The sequence below is a fragment of the Kribbella sp. ALI-6-A genome (genome assembly GCF_001984195.1).
Lineage (GTDB): Bacteria > Actinomycetota > Actinomycetes > Propionibacteriales > Kribbellaceae > Kribbella.
Window position 1 is genome coordinate 93,886 of record NZ_MTQN01000004.1, and the last position, 26,862, is coordinate 120,747.

Annotated in this window: 18 protein-coding genes; 13 read left to right on the forward strand and 5 right to left on the reverse strand. The window is 70.1% G+C overall.

Annotated elements, in window-relative coordinates:
• Window positions 1-235 precede the first annotated feature (235 nt).
• Entirely contained in the window at window positions 236-1,003 is a 768-nt protein-coding gene (locus tag BWI15_RS00905; RefSeq protein WP_077012315.1) for a hypothetical protein, read from the forward strand.
• Window positions 1,004-1,157: 154 nt separating this feature from the next.
• On the forward strand, window positions 1,158-2,933 hold the full coding sequence (locus BWI15_RS00910) for an acetyl/propionyl/methylcrotonyl-CoA carboxylase subunit alpha (RefSeq protein WP_083750491.1): 1,776 nt from the start codon (window positions 1,158-1,160) through the stop codon (window positions 2,931-2,933).
• A 67-nt stretch (window positions 2,934-3,000) separates the two neighbouring features.
• Here the strand turns inward: BWI15_RS00910 and BWI15_RS00915 are convergent, their stop codons facing one another.
• The 3 genes from BWI15_RS00915 to BWI15_RS00925 form a co-directional block, all read right to left on the reverse strand.
• Window positions 3,001-4,437: an Nramp family divalent metal transporter gene (locus BWI15_RS00915; protein ID WP_077012316.1), complete on the reverse strand. Its 1,437-nt coding sequence runs from the start codon at window positions 4,435-4,437 to the stop codon at window positions 3,001-3,003.
• A 136-nt stretch (window positions 4,438-4,573) separates the two neighbouring features.
• Complete coding sequence (locus BWI15_RS00920) at window positions 4,574-5,413, reverse strand: SMP-30/gluconolactonase/LRE family protein (RefSeq protein WP_077012317.1); 840 nt, start codon at window positions 5,411-5,413, stop codon at window positions 4,574-4,576.
• A 141-nt stretch (window positions 5,414-5,554) separates the two neighbouring features.
• Window positions 5,555-7,780 carry an MMPL family transporter gene (locus tag BWI15_RS00925; protein WP_143465356.1) on the reverse strand — a complete coding sequence of 742 codons (2,226 nt, stop codon included), beginning with the start codon at window positions 7,778-7,780 and terminating at the stop codon, window positions 5,555-5,557.
• 251 nt (window positions 7,781-8,031) lie between these two features.
• Between BWI15_RS00925 and BWI15_RS00930 the strand changes: the two genes are divergently transcribed.
• The 9 genes from BWI15_RS00930 to BWI15_RS00970 all read left to right on the forward strand — a co-directional run bounded on the left by BWI15_RS00930 (window position 8,032) and on the right by BWI15_RS00970 (window position 22,488).
• Window positions 8,032-9,414: an MFS transporter gene (locus BWI15_RS00930; protein ID WP_077012318.1), complete on the forward strand. Its 1,383-nt coding sequence runs from the start codon at window positions 8,032-8,034 to the stop codon at window positions 9,412-9,414.
• 38 nt (window positions 9,415-9,452) lie between these two features.
• Window positions 9,453-11,501, forward strand: coding sequence for a molybdopterin oxidoreductase family protein (locus BWI15_RS00935; protein ID WP_237771073.1), 2,049 nt, complete (start codon window positions 9,453-9,455; stop codon window positions 11,499-11,501).
• Complete coding sequence (gene nirB, locus BWI15_RS00940; protein WP_077012320.1) at window positions 11,498-15,502, forward strand: nitrite reductase large subunit NirB; 4,005 nt, start codon at window positions 11,498-11,500, stop codon at window positions 15,500-15,502. The genes BWI15_RS00935 and nirB overlap by 4 nt, the downstream gene beginning before the upstream one ends.
• Window positions 15,499-15,840 carry a nitrite reductase small subunit NirD gene (nirD, locus tag BWI15_RS00945; RefSeq protein WP_077012321.1) on the forward strand — a complete coding sequence of 114 codons (342 nt, stop codon included), beginning with the start codon at window positions 15,499-15,501 and terminating at the stop codon, window positions 15,838-15,840. Before nirB ends, nirD begins: the two co-directional genes overlap by 4 nt.
• Window positions 15,830-16,957: a uroporphyrinogen-III synthase gene (locus BWI15_RS00950; protein WP_077012322.1), complete on the forward strand. Its 1,128-nt coding sequence runs from the start codon at window positions 15,830-15,832 to the stop codon at window positions 16,955-16,957. The genes nirD and BWI15_RS00950 overlap by 11 nt, the downstream gene beginning before the upstream one ends.
• A gap of 28 nt (window positions 16,958-16,985) precedes the next feature.
• Window positions 16,986-17,705, forward strand: a complete 720-nt coding sequence (locus tag BWI15_RS00955) for a sirohydrochlorin chelatase (protein ID WP_077012323.1) — start codon at window positions 16,986-16,988, stop codon at window positions 17,703-17,705.
• Between the two features lie 86 nt (window positions 17,706-17,791).
• Window positions 17,792-19,024, forward strand: a complete 1,233-nt coding sequence (locus tag BWI15_RS00960; RefSeq protein WP_077012324.1) for an HNH endonuclease signature motif containing protein — start codon at window positions 17,792-17,794, stop codon at window positions 19,022-19,024.
• Window positions 19,025-21,309: 2,285 nt separating this feature from the next.
• The gene (locus BWI15_RS00965) at window positions 21,310-21,924 is read left to right on the forward strand and encodes a DUF6891 domain-containing protein (protein WP_077012325.1); all 615 of its coding nucleotides are present in this window, start codon (window positions 21,310-21,312) and stop codon (window positions 21,922-21,924) included.
• A 48-nt stretch (window positions 21,925-21,972) separates the two neighbouring features.
• Window positions 21,973-22,488, forward strand: a complete 516-nt coding sequence (locus BWI15_RS00970; protein WP_143465357.1) for a hypothetical protein — start codon at window positions 21,973-21,975, stop codon at window positions 22,486-22,488.
• A 94-nt stretch (window positions 22,489-22,582) separates the two neighbouring features.
• On the opposite strand, the gene BWI15_RS00975 is transcribed toward BWI15_RS00970, so the two are convergent.
• Window positions 22,583-22,981, reverse strand: coding sequence for a MerR family transcriptional regulator (locus BWI15_RS00975; protein ID WP_143465358.1), 399 nt, complete (start codon window positions 22,979-22,981; stop codon window positions 22,583-22,585).
• Window positions 22,982-23,048: 67 nt separating this feature from the next.
• Here BWI15_RS00975 and BWI15_RS00980 point away from each other — a divergent pair, with 67 nt between their 5' ends.
• Window positions 23,049-24,215, forward strand: a complete 1,167-nt coding sequence (locus tag BWI15_RS00980; protein ID WP_077012328.1) for an acyl-CoA dehydrogenase family protein — start codon at window positions 23,049-23,051, stop codon at window positions 24,213-24,215.
• Between the two features lie 37 nt (window positions 24,216-24,252).
• Window positions 24,253-25,782: an acyl-CoA carboxylase subunit beta gene (locus tag BWI15_RS00985; RefSeq protein WP_077012329.1), complete on the forward strand. Its 1,530-nt coding sequence runs from the start codon at window positions 24,253-24,255 to the stop codon at window positions 25,780-25,782.
• 112 nt (window positions 25,783-25,894) lie between these two features.
• Here the strand turns inward: BWI15_RS00985 and BWI15_RS00990 are convergent, their stop codons facing one another.
• Window positions 25,895-26,821, reverse strand: a complete 927-nt coding sequence (locus BWI15_RS00990; RefSeq protein ID WP_077012330.1) for a phosphotransferase family protein — start codon at window positions 26,819-26,821, stop codon at window positions 25,895-25,897.
• Window positions 26,822-26,862 lie beyond the last annotated feature (41 nt).

Sequence of the window (26,862 nt, forward strand, 5' to 3'; positions counted from 1 at the left end):
GCGGCGGCTCTCTTCTCAGGGTGTGACGAGAGGAGACCGTCGATGCGACGCGACGAGGAGTTCACGCAGTACGCCGCCGCACGGCAGCAGCGCCTGTTCCAGCAGGCCTACCTTTTCGCCGGCGATCGCGACATCGCCCAGGACCTGGTCCAGGCGAAGCTGCTGAAGCTGTGCCGGGCCCGTGCTGTCGTCGTCCTGCGGTACTGGGAGGACCTCAGCATCGAGCAGACCGCCGATGCCGGACGTGGTTCCGGCCGTGCTGGCCGAAGGGCCCCGGGCGGTCCGGCGGTACCGGGCGCTGGTGGGTGCGGGGGCTGTGCTGTCCACGCTGGCGGTGGTCGCGGCGGCGGTCACCGTCACGCCTCGGCTCCAGTCCGAGCCCCCGGTCGCGCCGGTGACCACTCTGCGGCCGATCCCCGCCGTACTCGGCTACGACGAGTTCCTCGGGTACGCCGCACAGACGCTGACCGCGGTGTTGCCGGAGGGGTTCGGCGCCGTCGAGGTCGGTCCCGTGGCCGACCGGGGCAACATGTCGGTCCGGGCCGGCGGCGCGACGTTCCCGATCACCTTCGAGCTGTCCGAACCGATGGCCGACTTCCCCGGACCCGGTACGACGTGCGCGCCGCAGGTCCCGCTGGACAAGGGCACCGTCCGGGTCGAGCCCGACAACGACGAGTGCCAGGTCAAGCCGCTCGCGTCCGGCGGGCTCGCGATGGTCCGCAGGCCGAGTGAGCGGCAGCAGCAGACGGTGCACAACGGCGTGGTCGTCGTCGAGCCCGCCGGGGGCCGGAACGCGGTGTTGACCCTGGACCATCACGGGCTGGGCCTGCGGCTGGCGATCTTCGCCGATCTGTCCGGGACCTCCGCACCGATCGACGGCGACCAGCTGCTCGCGATCGCGGCCGATCCGCGCCTGACCGACCTGCTCGACGTCTGGTCGACCCACTTGTCCTCGACGTACCGGTGGATCGACGGACCGACCACGCCGCCGACGCCGCGCTGACGGTATCCACCAGTTGGACGGCGCGACCAGCCCGTAGACACTCTTTGGGCCGGCCCGGCGAATCGACCGGGCCGGCACCGTGGTGTCGGTTACAACTCGTCTCCTGGCCAGTAACTTCGTCCTACACTCAGGCGACGCCGAAGGGAGCTGAGCTGTGCCGAACAGCCGCAAGATCACCAAGGTCCTCGTCGCCAACCGCGGCGAGATCGCCGTCCGGGTCGTGCGCGCCGCCGCCGACGCCGGGCTGGGCAGCGTCGCCGTCTACGCCGAGCCCGACCGGGACGCGTTGTTCGTCCGGCTCGCCGACGAGGCGTACTCGCTGGACGGCGCCACGCCGGCCGACTCCTACCTGAACATCGCCAAGATCCTGGACGTCGCGGTCCGCTCCGGCGCCGACGCCGTGCACCCGGGCTACGGCTTCCTGGCCGAGAACGCCGAGTTCGCGCAGGCGGTGATCGACGCCGGGCTGATCTGGATCGGCCCGCCGCCGTCCGCGATCGACTCCCTCGGCGACAAGGTCAAGGCCCGGCACATCGCCGAGAAGGTCGGCGCCCCGCAGGTCCCCGGCACGCCGGACCCGGTTGCGAACGCCGACGAGGTGGTCGCCTTCGCACAGGAGTACGGCCTGCCGATCGCCATCAAGGCGGCGTACGGCGGTGGTGGGCGCGGGATGAAGGTGGCCCGGACGCTGGAGGAGGTCCCGGAGCTGTTCGAGTCCGCGACCCGCGAGGCGATCAGCGCCTTCGGCCGCGGCGAGTGCTTCGTCGAGCGCTACCTGGACAAGCCGCGGCACGTCGAGACCCAGTGCCTGGCCGATGCCCATGGCAACGTTGTCGTGGTGTCCACGCGGGACTGCTCGCTGCAGCGCCGGTACCAGAAGCTGGTCGAGGAGGCACCCGCGCCGTTCCTGTCGCAGGAGCAGCTGGACACGCTCTACACCTCGTCCAAGGCGATCCTGCGCGAGGCCGGCTACGTCGGCGCCGGGACGTGCGAGTTCCTGGTCGGCCAGGACGGGCTGATCTCGTTCCTCGAGGTGAACACCCGGCTGCAGGTCGAGCACCCGGTCTCCGAAGAGGTCACCGGCCTCGACCTGGTCCGCGAGATGTTCCGGATCGCCGACGGCGAGGAACTCGGGTACGACGACCCGGAGGTGTCCGGGCACTCGATCGAGTTCCGGATCAACGCCGAGGACGCCGGCCGCGGGTTCCTGCCCGCGCCGGGCACGCTGACCCGCTGGCACGCGCCGTCCGGACCGGGCGTGCGGCTCGACGGTGGCTACGACCAGGGCGAGACCGTGCCGGGGTCGTTCGACTCGCTGGTGGCCAAGCTGATCGTCACCGGGCGCGACCGGACCCAGGCGCTGGAGCGGTCGCGGCGCGCGCTGAAGGAGTTCGTGGTCGAGGGGATGCCGACGGTGATCCCGTTCCACGCGACGGTGGTCAGCGACCCGGCCTTCGTCGGCGACGACGGCTTCACGGTGCACACCCGCTGGATCGAGACCGAGTTCGACAACCAGATCCCGCCGTACGACGGGGCCGCCGAGACCGCCGAGGGTGGTGAGCGGGAGAAGGTCACCGTCGAGGTCGGCGGGAAGCGGCTCGAGGTCGTGCTGCCGGCCGGGCTGGGTGCTTCCGCGGCGGCTGCCGGTGGTGGTGCCGGCGCGAAGAAGAAGCCGGCCAAGCGGTCCGGGGGCGGCGGCAAGTCGGCCGCGTCCGGGGACTCGCTGACCTCGCCGATGCAGGGCACGATCGTGAAGATCGCCGTCGAGGAGGGCGCGACGGTCGCGGAAGGCGACCTGGTCGTCGTCCTGGAGGCGATGAAGATGGAGCAGCCGCTGAACGCGCACAAGGCGGGCACCGTCACAGGTCTGACCGCCGAGGTCGGTGCGACGGTTGCCGCCGGTGCGGCGATCTGCGAGATCAAGGACTGACGAACGACGCTCGGCCCCGCACCGACCGCCTTTCAGCGGTGGATGCGGGGCCGTTGCCGTGACGAGGTCAGAAGTTCTTCTGGATCTGGTCGATGATGGTGAAGGTGGCCAGACCCCCGAAGGCCAGGAACGCGAACAGCATCACCGCGGTGCGCAGCTTGCTGATCCGGATCGGGGCCGGCAGGGCGCGGGAGTTCATCCACCACAGCAGGCCGGAGTAGACGAACATCATCGTGCCGGCGGTACAGGCCGAGATGACCAGCAGCACCAGCGGCTGGTCCAGGCCGGCCAGCAGGACGATGATGCCGAAGGCAACGAGCCCCCAGACCAGGCCGAAGTACAGCTTGGACTCGGTGATCGTGGAGGTGCGCAGGTAGCGGGCCTTGATCATGTCCGAGGCCAGCCGCGAGGTGTAGTCGACGATGCCGGCCGCCGCCGCGAACAGCGAGAACGCGCCGATCGCCCAGAACAGGTAGCCGAACCAGCCGCCGACCGCCGACTGCAGGTTGACGCCCTCGATCTTGAGGAAGCTGATGTTGTTCTTGACCGAGTCGTCGCCGAACAAGGTGGCGTGCGCGAGCATCGAGGTGAACAGGATCGTCGCCACCGTGATCAGCACGAAGGTGAGCGCCTGCTCGAGGTTCGCGAACTTCCACCAGCGCTTCCAGCGGGCCAGGTTCTGCTCGTCCGGCGGGAAGGTGAAGCCGTTGGCGTGCGGGTCGGCCTGTTTCTCACCGGTGACCGGCGAGGTGAGCCGGGGCACGTGCACGCCCATGCCGAATCCCTTGTCCCGGATCCAGTTGCTCTGGCACAGGTTCTGCCCGCCGCCGGCGCCGGCGTACGCGATCGCGCCCATCATCAGCGCGAACCCGAGCTGGTCGACCGGGAACTGCGGCGCGGTGACGGCCTCGCCGAGCGCGCTGTAGGTGCGGCCGCGGATCGCGAAGATCAGCGCCAGGACGACGAGCAGCGCGACCGCCGCGATCTTGACGAAGATCAGCCGTTCCAGCATCACGTAGACCACCGGCGCCAAGGTCAGGATCAGGCCGATCGCGAGCAGGATGCCGATCGCGATCCAGCGCGGGTCGCCGGCCCCGAACAGGTAGGTCAGCATCGAGGCCGAACTGGTCGCCCAGCCGGGCCACAGGTTCGCGAAGTAGGTCATGATCGCGAAGAACAGGCCCCAGTGCTTGCCGTACCGGTTGAAGCCGGTCAACGCGGTCTCACCAGTGGCCAGCGTGTACCGCTCGATCTCCATGTTCAGGAACCACTGGATCGCCACCCCGACGGCGGCGCCCCAGAGAAAGACCAGGCCGACCTGTGACGAGATGTACGGCCAGAGAATGAACTCGCCGGAGGCCAGTCCGACCCCGGCCCCGACCATGCCCGGCCCGACGATCCGCCAGGTGTTCGTCGGTGGCTCGGGCAGGTCACGGACCTGCGGTGCCGGCAAGTTCTTGGTGGGCAGGTTGAAGCGGTGTGGTGTTGACGTGGTGTCTGCCATGGGCTCCTCGCTCCCGGTCGACCACCGTTCCCTCGGACAGTAACGAACGATCGCGTCAAGAGCGACCCGACACCACCGCGATGTTCGCCGGGTTCGCGATGTGGTTGCCTTGGGCGAAAGTTTTCGCCCGTGCGGATCAGGGTCTGCCCGCGCCGGGGACGTCCACCGGGACAGTCAGCACCGCGCCGGTCCGCGGGCCGTTGGTCAGCCGGTCGAGGTTGTCACCGATGCTGTCCTGCCCGCGCCACTCGGCGGTGAGAACGAACAGCGTCCGGCGATCCGGCCCACCCAGCGCCAGCGCGAACGGTGCCCGGTTCTCGTCCAGTTCCACGCGGTCGAGCACCTTGCCACCCTCGGTCACCCGGACCACGGACGAACCGCTGGTCGACACCCAGATCGCGCCTTCGGCGTCCAGGCAGATCCCGTCCGGCCCGAGCCCCTCGGCGAAGGCCCGGCGGTTCGTGAGATCGCCACTGTCGGTGAGATCGAAGGCGGTGAGCCGCCCCGCGAAGGACTCCGAGATGACGAGCGTCCGCCCGTCGGGCGTGATCACCATGCCGTTGGGGAACTCGATGTCCCCGGCCACCTCGCGGACCGCGCCGTCCGGCGTGACCAGCTTGATCCACCCCGGCCGGGGCGCCTCGCCGCCGGCGAAGTCGAAGTCCGCGCCGTTGAGATAGACGTACCCGCGCCGGTCGACGACGATCTCGTTGCCACCCTGCTCGGCCAGTACGGCGAACGATCCGCCCGGCTCCTGGCGCCGGAGCTTGTCACCGGTCGTGACCAGCGTGCCGTCCGGCAGCCAGTCGATCGACCAGCCCATCGGACGCTCGACCGGTGCGGGCATGACCTCCGTGCTGCCGTCCGGACCGACGGCAACGATCTGCTGCTCGATCCAGTTCGCGAACCACAACCGCCCGTCGTGCCACCGGGGCGATTCGGGAATCCCCAGGCCGTCCAGCAAGAGCTTCGGCATCGTGCCACCTCGTTCCGTCAGGTGTCGCCGGCCGTCAGGCCGGCCCGTTCACCCTCTACACGAACGGCACTGGCCCGGATCGACAGCGTCCGGAAATCCTCCGTACGGCACCCTGGCGCAGCGCCGGCACGGCGTACGGCTTCACTGCGTCGGCTGGCCGGCCTTGGCCAGCTTGCTCGGCCACCAGACCTTCGGGCCGATGTCGTGGGCCAGCGCCGGGACGAGCAGCGAGCGCACGATCGTGGTGTCCAGCAGGACGCCGAACGCGACCATGAAGGCGATCTGGACCAGGAACAGGATCGGCAGCACCGCGAGCGCGGAGAAGGTGGCGGCCAGCACCACACCGGCCGAGGTGATCACGCCGCCGGTGACGGCCAGGCCGACGAGGATGCCCGGTCTGGTGCCGTGCTCGATCGACTCCTCGCGCACCCGGGTCATCAGGAAGATCGAGTAGTCGATGCCCAGGGCAACCAGGAAGACGAAGGCGTAGAGCGGGATCGACGGGTCGGCGCCGGGGAAGTCGAAGACGTGGTTGAACACCAGCGCGCTGACCCCGACGGTCGCGCCGAACGAGATCACGTTGGCGACCACCAGCAGCACCGCCGCGACGATCGAGCGCAGCAGGATCATCAGGACGACGAAGATCACCAGCAGGATGGCCGGGATGATCACCCGCAGGTCGCGTTCGCTGGAGTCCAGCACGTCGAGGTTGATCGCGGTGGTGCCGCCGACCAGGACGTCGGAGCCGACCTGGTCGAGCTCGGTCCGCAGGTGCTCGACGACCTTGGTGGCCTCGGGGGAGTCCGCGGCGACCTTCAGCGTGGCCTGGACCAGCACCTTGCCCTCGACCACCTTCGGCGGCACGCCCGGCGCGACCGACGCCGAGGCGGTCCCGACCCCGTCGACCTTCGTCGCGGTCTGGACCACCTGCTCGGCCTTGTCCGCGGGGGTGAGGATCTGCACCGGCGTACCGGCGCCGGCGTCGAAGTGCTTGGCCAGTTCCTCCTGGCCGGTGACGGACTCGACCTTGTCCAGGAACAGCTCCTCCTGCGAAATGCCGGAGGCCTTGAACGTCGGCAGGAACGCGCCGCAGATCAGCAGGGTGAGCGCGCTCAGCGCCCACACCTTGCGCGGGCTGCGGCCGACCAGTCCGGAGACCCGGCCCCACAGCTTGCGGCCGCCGACCTGGTCGCGGGCGTGCACGTGGTCGACCCGCGGGATCGACGGCCAGAAGATCCGCCGGCCGAACGCGAGCAGTACGGCGGGCAGGAACGTCATCGCCGAGATCAGCGCGCCGGCGATGCCGATCGCGCCGACCGGACCGAGGCCCTTGGTGCTGCCGAGCTCGGACAGCAGCAGGCAGAGCAGGCCGAGGATGACGGTCGCGGCGCTGGCGGCGATCGGCTCGATCGAGGCCCGCCAGGCCACCTTCATCGCCTCGTACTTGTTCTCGTAGTCGTGCAGCTCTTCCTTGTACCGGGAGACCAGCAGCAGCGAGTAGTCGGTGGCGGCGCCGACGACCAGGATGAACAGGATGCCCTGGCTCTGGCCGTTCAGCTCGATCACGTCGGCCTTGGCCAGCGGGTAGACGACCAGCGCGGCCAGCGCGAGCCCGAACACCGCGCTCAGCAGGACGGCGATCGGCAGCACGGGACTGCGGTAGACGATCAGCAGAATCACGAACACGACGGCCAGCGCGACGCCGAGCAGGATCCCGTCGATCCCGCCGAACGCGACGACGAAGTCGGCGAACACCCCGCCGGGCCCGGTGACGTACACCTGCAGCCCGGACGGAGTGAGGGCGTCCTTGATCTCGCCACGCATCGTCTCGGCCACGGCGTACAGGACGGTCTCGCCTTCGTGGACCACCTCGTCGGCGCGGTTGCCGTCGAGCTGGACGGTGAGCAGCAGCGCCTGCTTGTCCTGCGAGGGGATCACCGGCTGGGCCGGGCCGGACAGGTAGTCGCCGATCGTCTTGCCGTTGCCCAGGTCAAGCTTCGGTACGCCGTCCAGGAACGTCTTCGCCTTGGCCGCGTCCTCGGGCGTGATGCCGCTGTCGCGCTCGATCAGGACGAAGTACGGCAGCGCCGTGGAGTCGACGAACTTGGCGGCCTCGTCGGCGACCAGCGTGGACTCGGCCTGCTTGGGCAGGAAGTTCGCGTTGTCGTTCTCCTGCACCTCGCTCAGCCGCCCGACGGTGGGGCCGCCCAACGACGCGACCAGCAACCAGCCGATCAGGACGGCGGCGATCGCGGCCCGCCACTTCCACTGACCGCCCTTGCGCGGCGCCGAGTGCTCGGGCTGGTGGCCTGAAGAGTCGTGCGCGGCGTCCCGCGACTGGCCCCCCGCGCTGTCGTGCTGATTCACCGTGGTCCCCTCATCGGTCTGCCGGCAGCTGTCTGACTCGCACAGTACCCAGCGCCAGGTCCCCCAGCGGCACGCCCTCGGCCCGACACCTGCCATCGGCCGGCTGGGTCCTGACCGCCGACTTCTCTCACTGCCCCGCGGGCGGTGTGCGGAGGCCGTTTCGGCGACGTAACAACGGGATGACCACTCGGAAACACCCCAGACATAGCGTCCTGGCCTAATCAGTGAGGTCGGATGATCGGAGACGAACGATGACGCTCGAGGCACGGCCGCAGACCGTCACTGCCCGGGAGCAGACCGGGGGTGTGGGCACCGTCGAGGCGCCCCGGCGCGGGCGCTGGATCGATGTCTGGGACCCCGAGGACGCCACGTTCTGGGCCGAGAAGGGGCGCCGGGTGGCCCGGCGCAACCTGTGGCCCTCGATCTTCGCCGAGTTCCTCGGCTTCTCGGTCTGGCAGCTGTGGAGCATCGTGGTGGTGTCGCTGCCGGCCGCCGGGTTCGGCTACAGCACCGACCAGATGTTCTGGCTGGTCGCGCTGCCGAGCCTGGTCGGCGCCACGCTGCGGCTGCCGTACACGTTCGCGGTGCCGAAGTTCGGCGGCCGGAACTGGACGATCGTCTCGGCGCTGCTGCTGCTGATTCCGACCACCGGGCTGGCCTACTTCGTCAGCCGGCCGGACACACCGTTCTGGCTGATGGCGCTGGTCGCCGCGACCGCGGGCGCCGGCGGCGGCAACTTCGCCAGCTCGATGACCAACATCTCCTTCTTCTTCCCCGAACGGGACAAGGGCTTCGCGCTCGGCCTGAACGCGGCCGGCGGCAACCTCGGCGTCGCGGTCGTCCAGCTGGTGGTGCCAGCGGTGGTCGTGATCGGCGCCGGGCTGTCGCTGGAGCGCGCCGGGCTGATCTGGCTGCCGCTGATCGCGCTGGCCGCGATCCTGGCCTGGAAGGTGATGGACAACCTGTCCGCCGCGACCTCGTCGTTCCGGGCCTCGGTGACGGCGGCCAAGCGCCCGCACACCTGGGTGATCTCGTTCCTCTACATCGGCACGTTCGGCTCGTTCATCGGGTTCTCGGCGGCGTTCCCGCTGCTGATCAAGACCACCTTCCCCGACATCGCCGGGGTGCAGCTGGCCTTCCTGGGCGCACTGGTCGGCTCGGTCTCGCGGCCGTTCGGCGGCAAGCTGGCCGACCTGGTCGGCGGTGCCCGGGTGACGGTCTGCGCGTTCGTGGTGATGGGCGTGGGCATCCTGTCGGCGATCGTCTCGCTCAACGCGGGCAGCTTCGCCGGGTTCCTGATCAGCTTCCTGGTGCTGTTCGTGGCCAGCGGCGCGGGCAACGGTTCGACGTACCGGATGATCCCGGCGGTGTTCCGGTCGACGACGAAGGATTTGGACGGCGGGGTCGACCTGGTCCGGGCCCGGCGTGAGGCGGCGGCGTGCATCGGCATCGCGTCGGCCGTCGGAGCGTACGGCGGGTTCCTGGTCCCGCGGGGCTTCGCGATGTCCAACGGCGCGTACGGCTCGCTGGTACCGGCCCTGTACTGCTTCTGCGGGTTCTACGTCGTCTGTCTGGTGGTCACGTACGTTTGCTACCTGCGCCGGGGTGGCCCGCTCAGCGGGGTGCGCGTGTGACGGCCACCCACTGCCCGTACTGCGCGTTGCAGTGCGCCATGACTCTGCAGTCCGTGCCGGTGACCGTGACGCCGCGGGAGTTCCCGACCAACCGCGGCGGCCTGTGCCGCAAGGGCTGGACCTCGGCGGCGGTGCTCAGCACACCGGACCGGTTGACGATGCCGCTGGTGCGGGACGCGGGCGGCGTGCTGGTCGAGACGACCTGGGACCACGCGCTGGATGTGGTCGCGGACAAGATCAAGGCACTGCAGGCGTCGTACGGCAACGACTCGGTGGCGGTGTTCGGTGGGGGTGGGCTGACCAACGAGAAGGCCTACGCGCTGGGCAAGTTCGCCCGGGTGGCACTGCGGACCGCGAACGTGGACTACAACGGCCGGTTCTGCATGTCGTCCGCGGCCGCGGCGACGAACCGGTCGTTCGGGATCGACCGCGGGCTGCCGTTCCCGCTGACGGATCTGGGCGGTGCCGGCGCGATCCTGCTGGTCGGCAGCAACCTGGCCGAGACGATGCCGCCGGCCGTCGCGCATCTGGAAGGCGCCCGGACGGCGGGTGGGCTGCTGGTGGTCGACCCCCGGCGTACGGCGACGGCCCAGCTGACCGAGGACGCCGCGGGGATTCACCTGCAGGCGACACCCGGCTCGGACCTGGCGCTGGTGCTCGCGCTGACTCACGTCGTACTGCAGGAAGGGCTGGCGGACACGGCGTACTTGCGGGAGCGGACCGACGACCCGGACGTGTTGTACCGGTCGACAGCTGCCTGGTGGCCGGAGCGGGCCGAGCGGGTGACCGGCGTACCGGCTGGAGTGATTCGGCAGGCTGCGCGGGTGCTGGCGGCGGCTGCGCCCGTGCACGGCGGGGCTGGGGCGTTCGTGCTCACTGGCCGGGGTGCTGAGCAGCACAGCAAGGGGACTGACACGGTCACGGCCTGCATCAACTTGGCGCTGGCGCTCGGACTGCCCGGGCGGGTCGGCAGTGGCTACGGCTGCATCACCGGGCAGGGCAACGGGCAGGGCGGCCGCGAGCACGGGCAGAAGGCCGATCAGCTGCCGGGCTACCGGAGCATTGCTGATCCTGCTGCTCGGAAGCACGTGGCTGGAGTGTGGGGCGTCGACCCGGCTTCGCTGCCGGGGCCTGGGAAGAGTGCGGTCGAGCTGATCGACGCCTTGGGCACTGACGGCGGGCCGAAGGCTTTGCTGGTGCACGGGAGCAACCTGCTGGTGTCGGCACCTCGCCTGGCGTCGGTGCGCGAGCGGCTGGCCTCGCTGGAACTGCTGGTCGTGGCGGACGTCGTACCGTCCGAGACGGCGCTGATGGCCGACGTGGTGTTCCCGGTGACGCAGTGGGCCGAGGAGGACGGCACGATGACGTCGCTGGAGGGACGGGTGCTGCGGCGGCGTGCTGCCGTCACGCCGCCCGGTGAGGTGCGCAGCGATCTGGCGGTGTTCGCCGGGTTGGCGGCGCGGCTCGGGTGCTCGGCTGCGTTCTCGTTGGATCCGTTCGAGGTGTTCGAGGAGCTGCGACTGGCGAGTGCCGGTGGGATCGCGGACTACTCGGGCATCAGTTGGTCCCGGTTGGACGCCGGAGGGGCCCTGTACTGGCCGGTGCCGGCCGATGACCACCCTGGAACGCCCCGGCTGTTCGCCGATCGATTCGGTACGCCGGACGGCCGGGCCCGGGTGATCGCCGTCGAGCATCGCGCCGTCGCGGACGACCTGCGCGCCGATGCGCCGCTCTACCTGGTGACCGGCCGGTTGCTGCAGCACTATCAGAGCGGAGCGCAGACCCGGCGTGTGCCGGAGTTGCTCGAAGCGGAGCCAGAGGTGTTCGCGGAGATCCATCCGCGGGTCGCGGCGGCGCTCGGGGTGGCGGACGGCGGCTTGCTGCGGCTGCGGACGGCGCGCGGCTCGCTGGTCTGCCCGGCGCGGGTGACCACGGACGTCCGGCCGGACACGATCTTCGTCCCGTTCCACTTTCCCGGGGTGAACGACCTGACCAACGACGCGCTGGACCCGATCTCCCGGATGCCCGAGTTCAAGGCGTGTGCCGTCGAGGCGACCGCTGTGGTGCGTGCGGAGGTGTCGGCATGAAGGTCGTGATCATCGGGGCCGGAATGGCCGGGACCCGGTTGGCCGAACTGCTGCGGGTCGACGGGCACACAGTTGACCTGCTGGGTGACGAGCCGTACTACCAGCGCCACCGGCTGACGGAGTACGTCGCCGGGCGCGGCGCGCAGCCGGGAGCTGACGCGCTGGCCAGCTCAGGACCGGCCATCAGTGCCTCCGCGGGTTTGGCTTCCGTCGCGGCAACGCGGGTGCTGCGTGAAGCTCGGGTGGTCGTCGACAACTCGGGCCAGGAGCACGCCTACGACCACCTGGTGTTCGCCACCGGGGCCGAGCCGGTCCAGCCGGCGTCGGGCGAGGTCGCGCAGGTGTTGCGGACGGCGGAGGACGCGCAGCGCATCGTCGACGCCGCGGCGACCGCGCGGCGAGTGGTCGTGCTGGGTGGCGGCATACTGGGTGTCGAGACGGCCTGCGCCCTGCGGGAGCGCGGTGTGGCCGTCACCCTGGTGCACGACGGCGAGACCTTGCTGAACACGCGAATCCGGTCGACCGCCGGCCGGCAGATCACGCGGCTGGTACGCCGGCTCGGCATCGAGGTGGTGCTGCAGGCGCGCGTGCAGGTGACCGAGACCCGCGACGGTCGGTTCCGGGCGTTGCACCTGGCCAGCGGGCAGACCGTGTTCGGCGATCTGCTGGTCGCCACCTGCGGGGTCCAGCCGCGCAGTGAGCTGGCGAAGCAGGCCGGTCTGGACCTCGGTGCGGCCGGAGGGATCACTGTCGATTCCTCGCTGACCACCGCCGACCCCCGGGTGCACGCGATCGGCGACTGCGCCGAGGTCGGCCAGGTGGTGAGCGGCACGGTGGAGGCGGCCTGGGAGCAGGCCGAGGTGCTGGCGGACGTGCTGAACGGACGGCCGGCGCGGGAGCTGGCGCCGGAGGTGCTCAGGCTGACCGCCGGCGGGCTGGACGTGATGGTGCTCGGCGACCGCGACGCCGACGGGCACGTCGTACGGCTGGCCGATGGTGAGCGGTACGTGCGGGCCGTGCTGGTGGACGGTGTGGTCCACGCGGCGGTGACCGTGAACGCGCCGGAGGTGGCGGCCGAGCTGGTGCTGCTGGCCGACCGGCGGACCGAGGTCGTGCCCGAAACGTTGCTTGGAGCAACGGAAGCGCCGAAGAAGGCCAAGCCGGTGTGCCGGTGCAACGGCGTGACCCGGGCCGTGATCGAGGCGGCGTGGAAGGCCGGTGCCGACAGTGTCGACGGCATCGCGGCGCAGACCAGAGCGACCACCGGCTGCGGCAGCTGCACCGGTGCGGTGGGTGATCTTCTCGAGCGGCTTCGGCGCGGTGAGACCGAACCCGTCCCGACTAGGAGGGCGACGATGACAGAGCTCGGCAACGCGAAACACCTGGTGGTGGTCGGTGGCGGTATGGTCGCGCACCGGCTGGTCGAGGCCCTGCGGTCGCGGGACACCAGCGTCGAGTGGCGGATCACCGTGCTCGCCGAGGAACCGCGCCTCCCGTACGACCGGGTCGCGCTGACCAGCTACTTCTCCGGCCGCGACCCGCACGATCTCAGCCTCGGCGAGCCCGAGCTGTGGGACGACCCGGCCGTCACCCTGCGCAAGGGCGTGACCGTCGCCGCGCTCGACGTCGAGGCCAAGACTGTCCGGACCGTGCGCGACGAGGTGATCGCGTACGACGAACTGGTGCTCGCGACCGGCTCCAGCGCCTTCGTGCCGCCGGTCAAGAACAGCGACGCGCAGGGCTGCTTCGTCTACCGCACGATCGACGACGTCGCCGCGCTGCGCACGTACGTCGAGCGCCTGCGCACCGAGCGCGAGGCGACGCAGGAAACGCCGCGGCGCGGGTTGGGGCTCGGGTCCACGGCCCCGGCGGAGTCTCGGCCGGTGCACGGTGTCGTGGTCGGCGGCGGTCTGCTCGGGCTGGAGGCAGCGGGTGCCTTGCGCGCGCTCGGCGCCGTCACCAGCGTCGTCGAGTTCGCGCCGCGGTTGATGCCGCTGCAGGTCGACGAAGGCGGCGGTAGTGCGCTCGCGCGGCTCATCCGCGGTCTCGACGTCGATGTGCGGACCTCGACCCAAACCACCCGGGTCAAGCTCACCTCCCAGGGCGCGGCGCGCGCGATGGCTGTTGCCGAGGGCCCGGATCTGCCCGCGGACGTGGTGGTGTTCGCGACCGGCGTACGGCCGCGGGACGAACTGGCTCGCGCGGCCGGCCTGTCGGTCGGCGAACGCGGCGGCGTCGTGGTCGACGACTCGTGCCGGACGTCGGTGCCGGGCGTCTGGGCGATCGGCGAGGTCGCCTGCATCGAGGGACGCGTCTGGGGTCTGGTCGCGCCGGGCTACGCGATGGCCGAGATCGTGGCCGACCGGCTGCTCGGCGGTCAGGCGACCTTCCCCGGCGCCGACTCGTCGACCAAGCTGAAGCTGCTCGGCGTCGACGTGGCCAGCTTCGGCGACGCGTTCGGGACCACCGAGGGCGCGCTCGACATCGTGTACGCCGACCCGGTCGCGGGCGTCTACAAGAAGCTCGTCCTGTCCGACGACGCGCGCACGCTGCTCGGCGGGATCCTGGTCGGCGACGCGTCGGCGTACGCGGCGCTGCGGCCGATGGTGGGACGCGAGCTCGGCACCGATCCCGCGTCGTACCTGCTGCCGGAGGGCGCGCAGCCGGTCAAGCTCGAGCTGCCCGACGACGCGCCGGTCTGCTCCTGCAACAACGTTGCCGCCGGCGCCATTCGGTGCGCGGTCCGGGACGAGGGGTGCGGTGATCTCAAGTCGCTGTGCTCCAAGACGAAGGCCGGGACGAGTTGTGGGTCCTGCTTGCCGATCGTGAAGAACCTGCTGAACGCCGAGCTCGCCGCGGCCGGCGTCGAGGTGAGCAAGGCGCTGTGCGAGCACTTCGCGCTGTCGCGGGCCGAGCTGTTCGACGTCGTCCGGGTGACCGGGCTGCGCACGTTCAGCGAGATCGTCGAGCGGCACGGCAACGGGCGCGGCTGCGACATCTGCAAGCCGGTGGTGGCGTCGATCCTGTCCAGCCTGGACCCGGGCGGCCACGTGCTCGACGGCGAGCGGGCCACGCTGCAGGACACCAACGACCACGTGATGGCCAACATCCAGAAGGACGGCACGTACTCCGTCGTCCCGCGGATCCCCGGCGGCGAGGTGACGCCCGAGGGGCTGATCGCGATCGGCGAGGTGGCCCGCGACTTCGGGCTCTACACGAAGATCACCGGCGGGCAGCGGGTCGACCTGTTCGGGGCGCGGATCGAGCAACTGCCGGCGATCTGGGCGCGGCTGGTCGAGGCCGGATTCGAGTCCGGACACGCGTACGGCAAGGCGTTGCGCACGGTCAAGTCCTGCGTCGGATCGACCTGGTGCCGGTACGGCGTCCAGGACTCGGTGGGCATGGCGATCGCGCTGGAGCTGCGCTATCGCGGGTTGCGGTCGCCGCACAAGCTCAAGCTGGGCGTCTCCGGCTGTGCGCGCGAGTGCGCCGAGGCCCGCGGCAAAGACGTCGGGGTGATCGCGACCGAGTCCGGCTGGAACCTGTACGTCGGCGGCAACGGCGGGATGACGCCGCGGCACGCGCAGCTGCTCGCCTCCGACCTGACCGACGAGCAGTTGCTGCAGGCCATCGACCGGTTCCTGATGTACTACATCCGCACCGGCGACCGGCTGCAGCGCACGGCCGTCTGGATCAACGAGATCGACGGCGGGCTGGAGCACGTGCGCGACGTCGTACTGAACGACAGCCTGGGCATCGCGGCCGATCTCGACGCCGCGATGGCCGCGCACGTCGACTCCTACGTCGACGAGTGGCGGGCGACCCTGCAGGACCCGGCCAAGCTTTCCCGGTTCGTGTCGTTCGTGAACGCGCCGGACCAGCCCGACGCCGACCTGCGCTACGTGGTCGAACGCAGTCAGCCCCGCCCGGCGACCCCGGCCGAGCGAGGAGAACTCGAGCCGGTGCTGCTGGCCGGCCCGCGATTGGAGGTACGCCGATGAGTGTCACCAGTGTTGCTACCGCGGTCTGCTCGTACGACGCGTTGCTGCCCGAGCGGGGCGTCGCCGCGCTGGTCGACGGACGGCAGATCGCGCTGTTCCGCACCTACGACGGCGAGGTCTTCGCCCTGGACAACCAGGATCCCTTCAGCGGGGCGAACGTGCTGTCGCGCGGCATCGTCGGGAACCGCGGCGACGTGCCGACGGTGGCGTCGCCGATGTTCAAGCAGGTCTTCGACCTGCGCACCGGAGCCTGCCTGGACGACCCGGCGGTCGCGGTCGCGGCGTACCCGGTGACGGTCGTCGACGGACAGGTGCTGGTGAGCCTCGGTGAAGGCTAAACCGGGACCGCTCAGCGGCTGCACGATCGCGGTCACGGCGCACCGGCGGGCCGAGGACCTGATCGCGTCGTTCGAGCGGCGCGGGGCGAAGGTGCTGCACGCGCCGACGCTGCAGATCGTGCCGGCGCCCGACGACCAGGCGCTGATCGAGGCCACCCGGCGGGTGATCGCCAATCCGCCCGATGACGTGGTGGTGACCACCGCCGTGGGTTTCCGCGGGTGGGTCGAGGCGGCGGACACGGCTGGGCTCGCGGCGGATCTGCTCGGGACGCTGGAGCAGTCGCGGCTGCTTGCGCGGGGGCCGAAGGCTCGAGGTGCGATTCGTGCCGCGGGGTTGGTGGAGCACTGGTCGGCTCGCTCGGAGACGACTGCCGAGGTGGTCGAGTGGCTACGGGAGCAGGGCGTCGCGGGGCGGAAGATCGTCGTACAGCTGCATGGGATGTCGGAACCAGGTCTGCAGGACTCGCTGCGGCAGGTCGGTGCTTCGGTGCGCGGGCTGGAGGTGTACCGGTGGGGGCCGGCGCCGGACCCGGTCGCGGTCGAGCGGGTGATCGGGCAGATCATCGCCGGGGCTGTAGACGCGGTCGTGCACACGTCGGCGCCGGCTGCTCAGGCGATGCTGGACGCGGCTGCTCTGCATGGGCAGTACGACGCGTTGGTGGGGGTGCTGCGGACCGGGCGCGTGCTGAACGCTTGCGTGGGGCCGGTGACTGCTGGTCCGTTCGTGGCGCTGGGGTTGGATCCGTTGGTGCCTGATCGGTATCGGTTGGGTGCTTTGATTCGTAGCGTCACCGATCGTTTGACCGACGACAACGCGCGGTCGATCGAGACGTCCTTCGGCCAGCTGATCATCCGGGGCGGGGCCGCTGTGCTCGACGGTGTCGTCCTGCCGCTCGGCCCCGGGCCTCGGGCCGTGCTGGCCGCTCTGGTGGAAGCTGGTGGTGACGTGGTCTCTCGCCCTGAGCTGCTGGCGGTTTTGCCGGGGGCCGAGGACGTGCACGCTGTCGAAGTCACCGTCAACCGGTTGCGCACTGCCGTCGGTCGCCCAGAACTCGTCCGCACCGTTGTCCGGCGCGGCTACCGCCTGGCGGTCGAACCGTCGGTGGTGGCGACGTGAGGACGCTCTTGCCTGTGGAGGTATCCCGATGATCGATCTGGTGGCTGCGGCGCACGGTACCGCGGATCCGCGGGGGATTCGAACTGTTCACGAGCTTGTACGGGAGATGGCCCGCCAGCGGCCCGAGGTGCCGGTGTCGCTCGGTTTCGTGGACGTCGACACGCCCGCTCTGCCGTCGCTGGTGTCGCGGGTTGTTGCTGATGGCAATCAGTTGGTGGTTGTCCCGTTGCTGCTGAGTGCCGGCTACCACGTCACCACCGACGTCAACGCTGAGGCTTCGCGCCGCCCGCACGCGGTCACTGCGGCTGGTCCGCTCGGGCCTCACCTTGTCTTGGCCCAGATCCTTGCTGACCGCTTGACTGAGCGTTGTGCGGATGGTCTCCCTGACGTCGACCACGTAGTGCTGGCAGCAGCCGGCTCCTCGGACCGCCGTGCCCTGCTCGACTGCTCCAGTGTCGCTGCGGACCTTTCTGCGCTGATCGACCGCCCGGTAGAGGTCGGCTATGTCTCGGGTGCCGGTGAACGCCTTCCTGCTGTCCTCGAGCGAACGCCGGGCCGAGTGGCCGTGGCCACCTACTTGCTGGCCCCCGGGTTCTTCGCCGATCGAGTAGCCACGACCGCAGCCCGGGCCGGCGCCCTCGCGACCGCGCCTTTGGGTGCCGACCCTCGCCTAGCGGCCCTGGCCCTTCACCGCTACGACCAGGCCCTCACCCGAACAACTCAACGCCACCCCGCCAAGGCCAGCTGACCGCTTCCGGACATCGACCCGATTTCTCTTATAGATAAGCGCTTTCCAGCCCGAAACTGTCGGTGCCCTCCCGGAGACTGTTCCTCATGGGCCTTTGCGACGAGCGACCGATCTGGTCGATGAGCGGCAGCGAGATGCTGTCGACGCTCGACGCTGTCCAAGCCCAGATCGCCCACCTGCAGACCTACCGGCTGCAGCTCTTGGCGGCCCTGGACGCCAACGGTCTCGCTGCCGATGTGGGTGCCCGAGACACCGTCCAGCTCATCGCGCTACGCCACCGTCTGGACCCCACCGAGGTTCGCCGAGACCTCCGCCTGGCCACCGCGCTCCCGAAGTACCCCGACGTCGAGGCAGCCCTCCACCACACCTCACCGAGCACCACTGATCCGGCGGACCCCGCCGCTGCCGAGGTGGATGTTGGGGCTTTGGTGTTGCATCCGAGCCAGGCGGAGGCGATCGTCACCGCCCTGGAACGAATCCCCACCACCGCGATGGTCCCGGTCGCCGACCTCCAAGTCGCCGAACGCGAAATGGTCCGTGCCGCCCAGTTGTTATGTCCGGCGGAGCTCCGCAAGCTCGGCAAACGAGTCCGCGACACCCTCGACACCGACGGCCCCGAACCCGCCGAAGTGCGCGCCATGACCGCAGAAACCCTCTGGCTCAAACGCGGCGACTACGGCGTCGAATTCGGCGGCTACCTAGCCGGCGAACACGCCGAACTCCTGCAAACCCTGATCTTCGCCGGCGCCAAACCCCACCTCGCCCCCGACGGCACCCGCGACCCCCGCACCCGCGGCAAACGCCAAGCCGACGCCCTCACCACCATCCTCACCATCGCCGCAGCCACCGGCACCGCGGCACCCGCCCACGGCGACATCAAACCCCACATCACCGTCACCATCGGCTTGGACGACTTGATCGCCGGCACCGGCGTCGGCACCCTCGCTTCGGGCGCCACCCTGTCCACCGCCACCATCCGCCGCCTCGCCTGCGACGCCGGCATCATCCCGCTCGTCCTCGGCTCAGCCTCCGAACCCCTCGACGTCGGCACCGAACACCGCTTCGTCACCCGAGCCATCCGCCAAGCCCTGAACACCCGCGACAAAGGCTGCATCATCTGCCAAGCCCCACCCGCAATGTGCGAAGCCCACCACCTCATCCATTGGGCCGACGGCGGCCCCACGAACCTCACCAACCTCGCCCTGCTCTGCAAAGCCCACCACATCGACGTCCACCAAGGCCACTGGACCATCACCACCCACCAAGGCCACCCCCACCCCAACCGACCCACCTGGGCCAACCCGGACAAACCCCCGTAGTCCACCCAAGCCAACTGCCTCACCCGGCCGCTTCCAGGCTCGCCCGCCGCCACCCCAGCGGACTCGCCGAACCGGCACCCCACACGCCTGCTCACCCCACCTTGCGTCCACAGGCCTGCTCACCTCACGCGGCCAGACCCGCAGCAGGTCGTTGTTGGCGGCGACGGCCACCAGGACCGTGCCGTCACGCAACACCGCCACCCCCAACGGGTTGGACTCGGTCGGCTCTCAGAGCGCAGCGAGCACGGCGGCCCAACAGAACAAGGTGATCTCGACTCCGACACCGTCCGCGACTCCGACTCCGACATCGTCCGCGATACCGCAGTTCCGCGACGCGCAGTTTTGGGACGCTGCTACCGGAGGAGCAGACGATCACCGCATCGACGATCGGCACGCGCAGCCGCCGCAACTGGCAGTGCCCCAGACCGAGGAGGACTCGGCAGGTCGTGCGCAACGACTCTGCAACGCCTCGCCGACTTTCAAGCGTTCGACTCGACATCCTGCCTGCGCCTCACGCATGCCTACGGCCAGCCTAGGCAGCGTGGCTGCCCGAGTTATGCGACTGTCTCGGGACAGCCCCTGCACGGCCTCATTGACTCTTCCAGCTCGGTGTCCACGCCTGCCGAGCGTGCTTCCCCAGGTATCCCAGCCGGCAGCGCCAGCCCGACTCCTGCAGCCTGCCCTGGAGCTTGCCCGACATGTGCGTCCGGTCGGCCCGGCGCGGCCTCACGTGTATCCCGACCTGCGATCTCGACTCCGACACCCGTCCGCGACGCTGCTACCGGAGGAGCAGTAGATCACCCCATCGACGATCGGCATGCGCAGCCGCCGCAGTAGGCGGTAACACAGGCCGCTTACGACTCGGCAGGTCGTGCGCAATGAGTCCGCAACGCCTCCCCGACTTTCAAGTATTCGACTCGACATCTTGCCTGCGCCTCGCGCCTGCCTACGGTCAGGCTCGGCAGCCGCCTGCCCGAGTTATGCGGGCTGCTTGGGACAACCCCTGTGCGCGGCCCGACTGACTCTTCCACCTCGGCGCCCGCGCCTGCCGAGCCTGCATCCTCAGGTAGCCCGGCCTCCAGTGCCAGCCTGACTCCTGCAGCCTGCCCGACATGTGCGTCGGGTCAGCCTGGCGCGGCTTCCCCTGTATCCCGTGCGACACGCGTGGTCGACTGAACCTGCTGGCTCGCCCTGCGGCGGGCTTACCTTACCGGCCAGGGCGCAGGGTAGCCCAGCCCTGCGGTGCCAGCCCGACTCTGGCAGCCTGCCCGACAGCCCGTCCGACATGTGCGTCCGGTCGGCCCGGCGCGGCTTCCGATGTATCCGGCCTACGGCACGCGTCGTCGACTGAACCTGCTGACTCGTCGCCCCCGCGCGGCGTGCTTACCTGTAGCCCAGCCCTGCGGCGTCAGCCCGACTCGTGCGTCTGCCCGGCAGCCTGCGCGACATGTGCGTCGGGTCGGCCTGGCGCGGCTTCCCCTGTATCCCGTGCGACACGCGTGGTCGACTGGACCTGCTGGCTCGCCCGCGGCGCGCTTACCTGGGTAGCGCAGCGCTGCGGTGCCAGCCCGACTCCGGCAGCCCCTCCCGACAGCCCGTCCGACATGTGCGTCCGGTCGGCCCGGCGGGGCTTCCCCTGTATCCGGCCTACGGCACGCGTAGTCGACTGAACCTGCTGGCTCGGCACCCCCGCGCGGCGCGCTTACCTGTAGCCCAGCCCCGCGGCGTCAGCCCGACTCGTGCGCCTGCCCGACAGCCCGTCCGACATGTGGGTCCGATCGGCCCGGCGCGGCTTCCCATGTAACCCGGCCTGCGACACGCGTAGTCGACCGAACCTGGTGGCTCGGCGCCCCCGCGGCGCGCTGACCTTGGTAGCCCAGCCCTGCGGCGCCGGCCCGACTCACGTGTCTTGCTCGAGTGTGGGTGGCGTGCTCGATCGGCTGATGTGGCTGTTCCGGCGTCGGATCTCGTCTGCTCGGCGCGTCTGCGTAGGTGCTTTGCCCTGCGGCGCCAGTCCGACTCGCGCGTCTCGCTCGGCCGCCTGCACGGGCCCTGTCCAGCTCGTGCCCCCGCCTGCCCGGCCCGCACGCCGACAGCCCATCCCTGCAGCACCGTCCCACCTCGATGGCGCCGCGCCGGTGTCACCGCGTTCGGCTGCGCGCAGCCCGTCGACGACGTGCGCTGTGCGCCGTACTGGGTGCTTCCGAGTGCTCGTTGGGCCGGCATTGAGCGGTCAGCGGTGGCGGAGGCTCGGAGTGTCGGTGCGGTCTGGTTAGTCTTCGCGGGTGGGGATCTTCGACAAGTTCAAGCGGCCGGAGCCGGTCGACCCGCACGTGCTGGCTGAGTTGCGGGAGCAGATCGAGCTCTGGGTTCGCCCGGGGTTTCTCGATCGGGACGAGGTGTTGCAGTACGCGCGGGACTTTCGGGACGACGACGGGATGGCGGTCGGCGATCGGGAGCTCGAGCGGTTGGTGGACGACGTGTGGCGGGCTCGGCTGGCTGAGCAGCGGTCCTGGCCGGCGCGGACCGATGCCGACAAGGTGGAGGCCGCGTTCGATGCGCTCGACGCCAGCGGTGTGGTGGCGCGGATGAACTTCACTTGCTGCCAGACCTGCGGTGTTGCCGAAATCGACGACGAGCGTCCTGATGATCGGCCCTCGACGGGCTACGTGTTTTTCCATCAGCAGGATGCGGAACGGCTCGCCGACGATCCCGCCTATCTTTACCTTGCTTACGGCACGTTCGATCCCGAGCAGGGGCGGGTCGCTGAGCAGGACGAGGCTGTCGGGCGGCGGGTTCAGGAGGCTCTGGCTGGCCAAGGCTTGCCGGTCGAGTGGGGCGGGTCCTCCGCGCAGCGTATCTGCGTCGGGCCGCTTGTCTGGCAGCGTCGGCTGGGCTGAAGTTCCCGCGGGGAACAGGCGGCCCCCGGAATGGGTAGCGTCGCGGGTGTGAAGTACTGCTGCGACTACGCGTATCTGTGTCCAGCACGCGATGCGGTCGCCTGCTACGCCCACGGAGGCGCGGACCCGTGCTGCGCGGACGAGAGCGCGCACGCGTGTCTGGAGGACATGTACGGCGGCGAGGACGGGCTGATGTACGGCGACGGGTTCGTCTGTCGTCGGTGCGGCAACTACGAACTGACCGGCCTGGAGCACCAGCCGGCCAGTGAGCCTGGGTTTCCGCGTAAGTATCCGCCTGGGTGGTCCGCGCAGGAGGTAAAGGACGGGCCGGTGGTGTTCCTGGTCGAGGCTGTGTTCGATCTCGCTGTGCGGCCTGGGGTGCTGGTGTCGGGGCGGCTGCTCGGTGGGGTGGTCAAGCCTGGCGCGACGCTGCTGACGTACCAGGAGCGGCCGGTGCGAGTGATCGCGATCGAATTGGTCGGCGACCATGCCAATGGCCGGATCACTCTGTTGGTCGAGCGTGAGGACTTACGAGTGGTGCCCGGGGAGTACCTGCGGACCTGACGGCGGAAGATGCCGCGGCGGCAGGCGGCCGCCGGGGTGGAAAGCCGCGCAGCGGCGAGAGGCGCCCACATCCACAGGCGGCCTGACGCGCGAGTCAGTGCGTCTTCTGCCTGAGGTTGTCGAGGTCCGCCTGGCAGCGGCGTTCGACCTCGGCCAACTCGTGCAGGGTTTCCTCGATGTCGCGGCGGCGTTGTTCCAGCTCGGCGCGGCGGGTGGCGATCTGGTGCAGCAGGTAGACGAGCTGGCCCTCCTCGCCCGGCTCCGCGTCGTACATGTTGACGATGGTGGCGATCTCGTCGAGCGAGAAACCCAGGCGCTTGCCGCGCAGGATCAGCCCGAGGCGAACGCGGTCGCGCGGATGGTAGACGCGGACGGTGCCGCGGCGCTCGGGCGTCAGCAGGCCGCGGTCCTCGTAGAAGCGGATCGTGCGCAGGGTGACGTCGTACTCGGCGGCCAGGTCGGCGATCGACCAGGTCTGGGTGTCTGCGGTCACCCGGATATTGTGCACACGCCCCACTGTGCTTTACGTTTACGTAAGCGTCAACCACGAGGAGCCTGGCATGTCGTACGAGTTGTCCGAGGAGCACCGCGAGTTCCGCCACAGCGTGCGCGACTTCGCCGAGGCCGAGATCGCGCCGTACGCCGCGGAGTGGGACCGCAAGCACCACTTCCCGGTCGAGACCGTGCAGAAGATGGGCAAGCTCGGCCTGTTCGGGCTGACCGCGCCCGAGCAGTACGGCGGCGCCGGCGGCGACTTCACCAGCCTGTGCGTGGCGATCGAGGAGATCTCCCGCGTCGACCAGTCGATGGGCATCACGCTGGAGGCCGCGGTCGGGCTCGGGATCAACCCGATCCTCACCTACGGCACCGACGAGCAGAAGCAGACCTGGCTGCCGGACCTGGTCGCCGGGCGCGCGCTGGCCGGGTTCGGGCTGACCGAGCCGGAGTCCGGATCGGACGCCGGCGCGACCAAGACCCGCGCGGTGCTGGACGGCGACGAGTGGGTGATCGACGGGGCGAAGCAGTTCATCACGAACTCCGGCTCGACCATCACCTCGCTGGTCACGGTGACCGCGCGGACCGGCGAGCGTGCCGACGGGCGGCCGGAGATCTCCACGATCATCGTCCCGGCCGGTACGCCGGGCTTCGTCGCCGAGGCGCAGTACGACAAGCTCGGCTGGCACGCCTCGGACACCCACCCGCTGTCGTTCGCGGGCTGCCGGGTGCCGAAGGACAACCTGCTCGGCGAACGCGGCCGCGGCTTCGCGCAGTTCCTCGCCACGCTCGACGACGGCCGGGTCGCGATCGGCGCGGTCGCGCTGGGCTGCATCAAGGCCTGCCTGGAGATGTCGATCCAGTACGCCGGGGAGCGCAAGACGTTCGGCGTACCGATCGGGCAGAAGCAGGGCGTCGCGTTCCAGATCTCCGACCTGAAGGTGATGGCCGACGCGGCCGAGCTGCTGGTCTACCGGGCGGCGGCGCTGAAGGACAACGGGGCGCCGTACCAGGAGTTCAAGCAGGCGGCCGCGGTCGCGAAGCTGTACGCGAGCGAGAGCGCGGTGACGGCGACGCGGATCGCGACGCAGGTGTTCGGTGGCTACGGGTTCATGGAGGAGTACCCGGTGACACGGTTCTACCGGGACGCGAAGATCCTGGAGATCGGCGAGGGCACCTCGGAGGTGCAGCGCATGCTGATCGCCCGCGGTCTGGGCCTCCCCGTCGAGTGATGTCCCCGGCAACCGAGCGGATGACAGGATTGGCCGCATGACGCGCGATCACTGGACCGAGGTCAAGGTCGCCCGCGAGGCGACGCTGGCGCCGACCGACAAGGCCAAGACCAAGCTCGACTCGCAGAACAAGCTGTACGTCCGCGACCGGATCGCGTTGCTCGTCGACGAGGGCAGCTTCGTCGAGGACGCGCAGCTGGCGAACGCGCTCAACCCGGGCCTGCCAGCGGACGGCGTGATCACCGGCCGGGCGCTGGTCGACGGGCGGCCGGCGCTGCTGGTCGCGAACGACCCGACCGTGAAAGCCGGGTCGTGGGGTGCGCGCACGGTCGAGAAGATCGTCCGGGTCACCGAACTCGCGTTGCGTGACGAACTGCCGATCTTCTGGCTGATCGACTCGGCCGGGGCGCGGATCACCGACCAGGTGCAGCTGTTCCCGGGCCGGCGCGGCGCGGGGCGGATCTTCCACAACCAGGTCGCGTTGTCCGGCAAGGTGCCGCAGATCTGCTGCCTGTTCGGCCCATCGGCCGCGGGCGGCGCGTACATCCCGGCGTTCTGCGACCTGGTGATCATGGTCGACGGCAACGCCTCGATGTACCTCGGATCGCCCCGGATGGCCGAGATGGTGGTCGGCGAGAAGGTGACGCTGGAGGAGATGGGCGGCGCCCGGATGCACACCAGCGTCTCCGGCTGCGGCGACCTGCTCGCAGCCGACGACGCCGAGGCGATCGAGCTGGCCAAGCAGTACTTCGCGTACGTGCCCGGCTCCTGGCAGAACCGGCCCCCGTCGTACGACGCCTCCGGGCCGGGCCGGGACTTCACCCGCGACCTGGTGCCGGCCGAGGAGTCGGTCGGGTTCGACATCCACGACGTGATCGACGCGCTGGTCGACGCGGACACGTTCTTCGAGCTCAAGCCGGCGTACGCGCCGGAGCTGGTGGTCGGGTTCGGGCTGCTGGCGGGGCAGGTGATCGGGATCGTGGCGAACCAGCCGGCCGTCAAGGGCGGCGTGCTGTTCGTCGACTCCGCGGACAAGGCGGCCCGGTTCATCTGGCTGTGCGACGCGTTCAACGTGCCGCTGGTGTACCTGTGCGACGTGCCGGGGTTCATGATCGGCTCCGAGGTGGAGCGGGCCGGGATCATCCGGCACGGCGCGAAGATGATCACCGCGGTGTCGGAGGCGACCGTGCCGACCGTGTCGGTGATCGTCCGGAAGGCTTACGGGGCAGGGCTTTACGCGATGTGCGGGCCTGGTTTCTCGCCGGACGCGTGCGTCGCGCTGCCGACCGCGAAGATCGCGGTGATGGGTCCGGAGGCGGCGATCAACGCCGTCTACTACAACAAGATCCAGGAGATCGCCGACGAGACCGAGCGGGTCGAGTACGTCTCCAAGCTGCGCGAGGAGTACGAGACCGACATCGACATCCTGCGCCTGGCCGCCGATCTGGTGATCGACGCGATCGTCGAGCCGGAGGACTTGCGGGAGGACCTGATCGCTCGGTTGGCCGCGGCGCAGACCAAGGACCGGCACTTCAGCACGAAGCGGCACGGGGTCCCGCCGGTCTGATCCGCGGACGTGCAGCACTCACCAACCTCGGCTGTGGGTGCCTGGCCACGCTCACGGTCGACGTGATCGGCGCCGGAACGGGTGTTGGTGAGTGCTGGAAGTACGCGCCGGCTCAGAGCTGGTGCAGCAGTTCAGGCAGCTTGGACAGGTAGGCCGCCAAGCCCCGGTTCCAGCGGTCGGCCTTCGGCTTGAGCGCGGCCGGCAGGGCCTCCCACTCGTCGAAGTCGCCGGAGGTGTACCAGCCGATCGCGCCGGTGAGCCGGTGCAGCGCGGTCGTCGCCGGGCGCGGTCCGTAGCCGGTGTAGAAGGCCGGCGGAAGCATGGGCGAGCCGTCGAGCAGGTACACGTGCTCCTCGAGCGCCGCGATCTCCTGCCCAGGGTCGAGCACCCGCGGCTCACCCCAGTCGATCAGCGTCGCCCGGTCCGCGGTGACGATGATGTTCGCCGGGTTGACGTCGAAGTGCGCGAGCGCGGTCGGCGTACTGCGCAGGCGGTCGGCGTAGGCGTCGATCGCCGCGTGCAGCCGAGGCAGCTGCGGTACGACGCCCGGCAGCGTCGCCGCCAGCACCGGCGCCGACCGCGTGAGCTCCTCGTGCAGAGTCGCGACCGGGTCGGACAGCTGCAGGCTCAGCCGCCCGTCCCTGGTGAAGGATCCGGCCAGCCCGGCGGGGAAGCGAATCGCATGCAGCCCGCGGAACGCCGTACCGACCGCCTGCCACTGCTCGTCGCTCACCCGGCCCTCGTCAACCAGAGCGGACAGCATCTCGCCCGGCGCGTACTCGTACAGCGTCGCAGTGTCAGTGCCGCCGAGCAGTGCCGGCGCAGCGACCTCGTGGTCGGCGAGGAAGCGGGCCAGCGCGCGAGGCACCGGGCGGGGAGCGTCCGGGCGGTGCCGGAGCACGACTTCGCGGCCGTCGGCCAGGATCGCGTGCAGGATCTCGTGGTCGAAGCCGTGGCCGGTCAGCGCGGTGATCTCGGCGACCGGCGGCAGGCCGGCGTCGGCGACGAGTTGGTGCAGGACGGACTCGATACCGGACATGGCCGGGATTGTGTCGGAGGTTGGATTGCCCGCGCACGGGG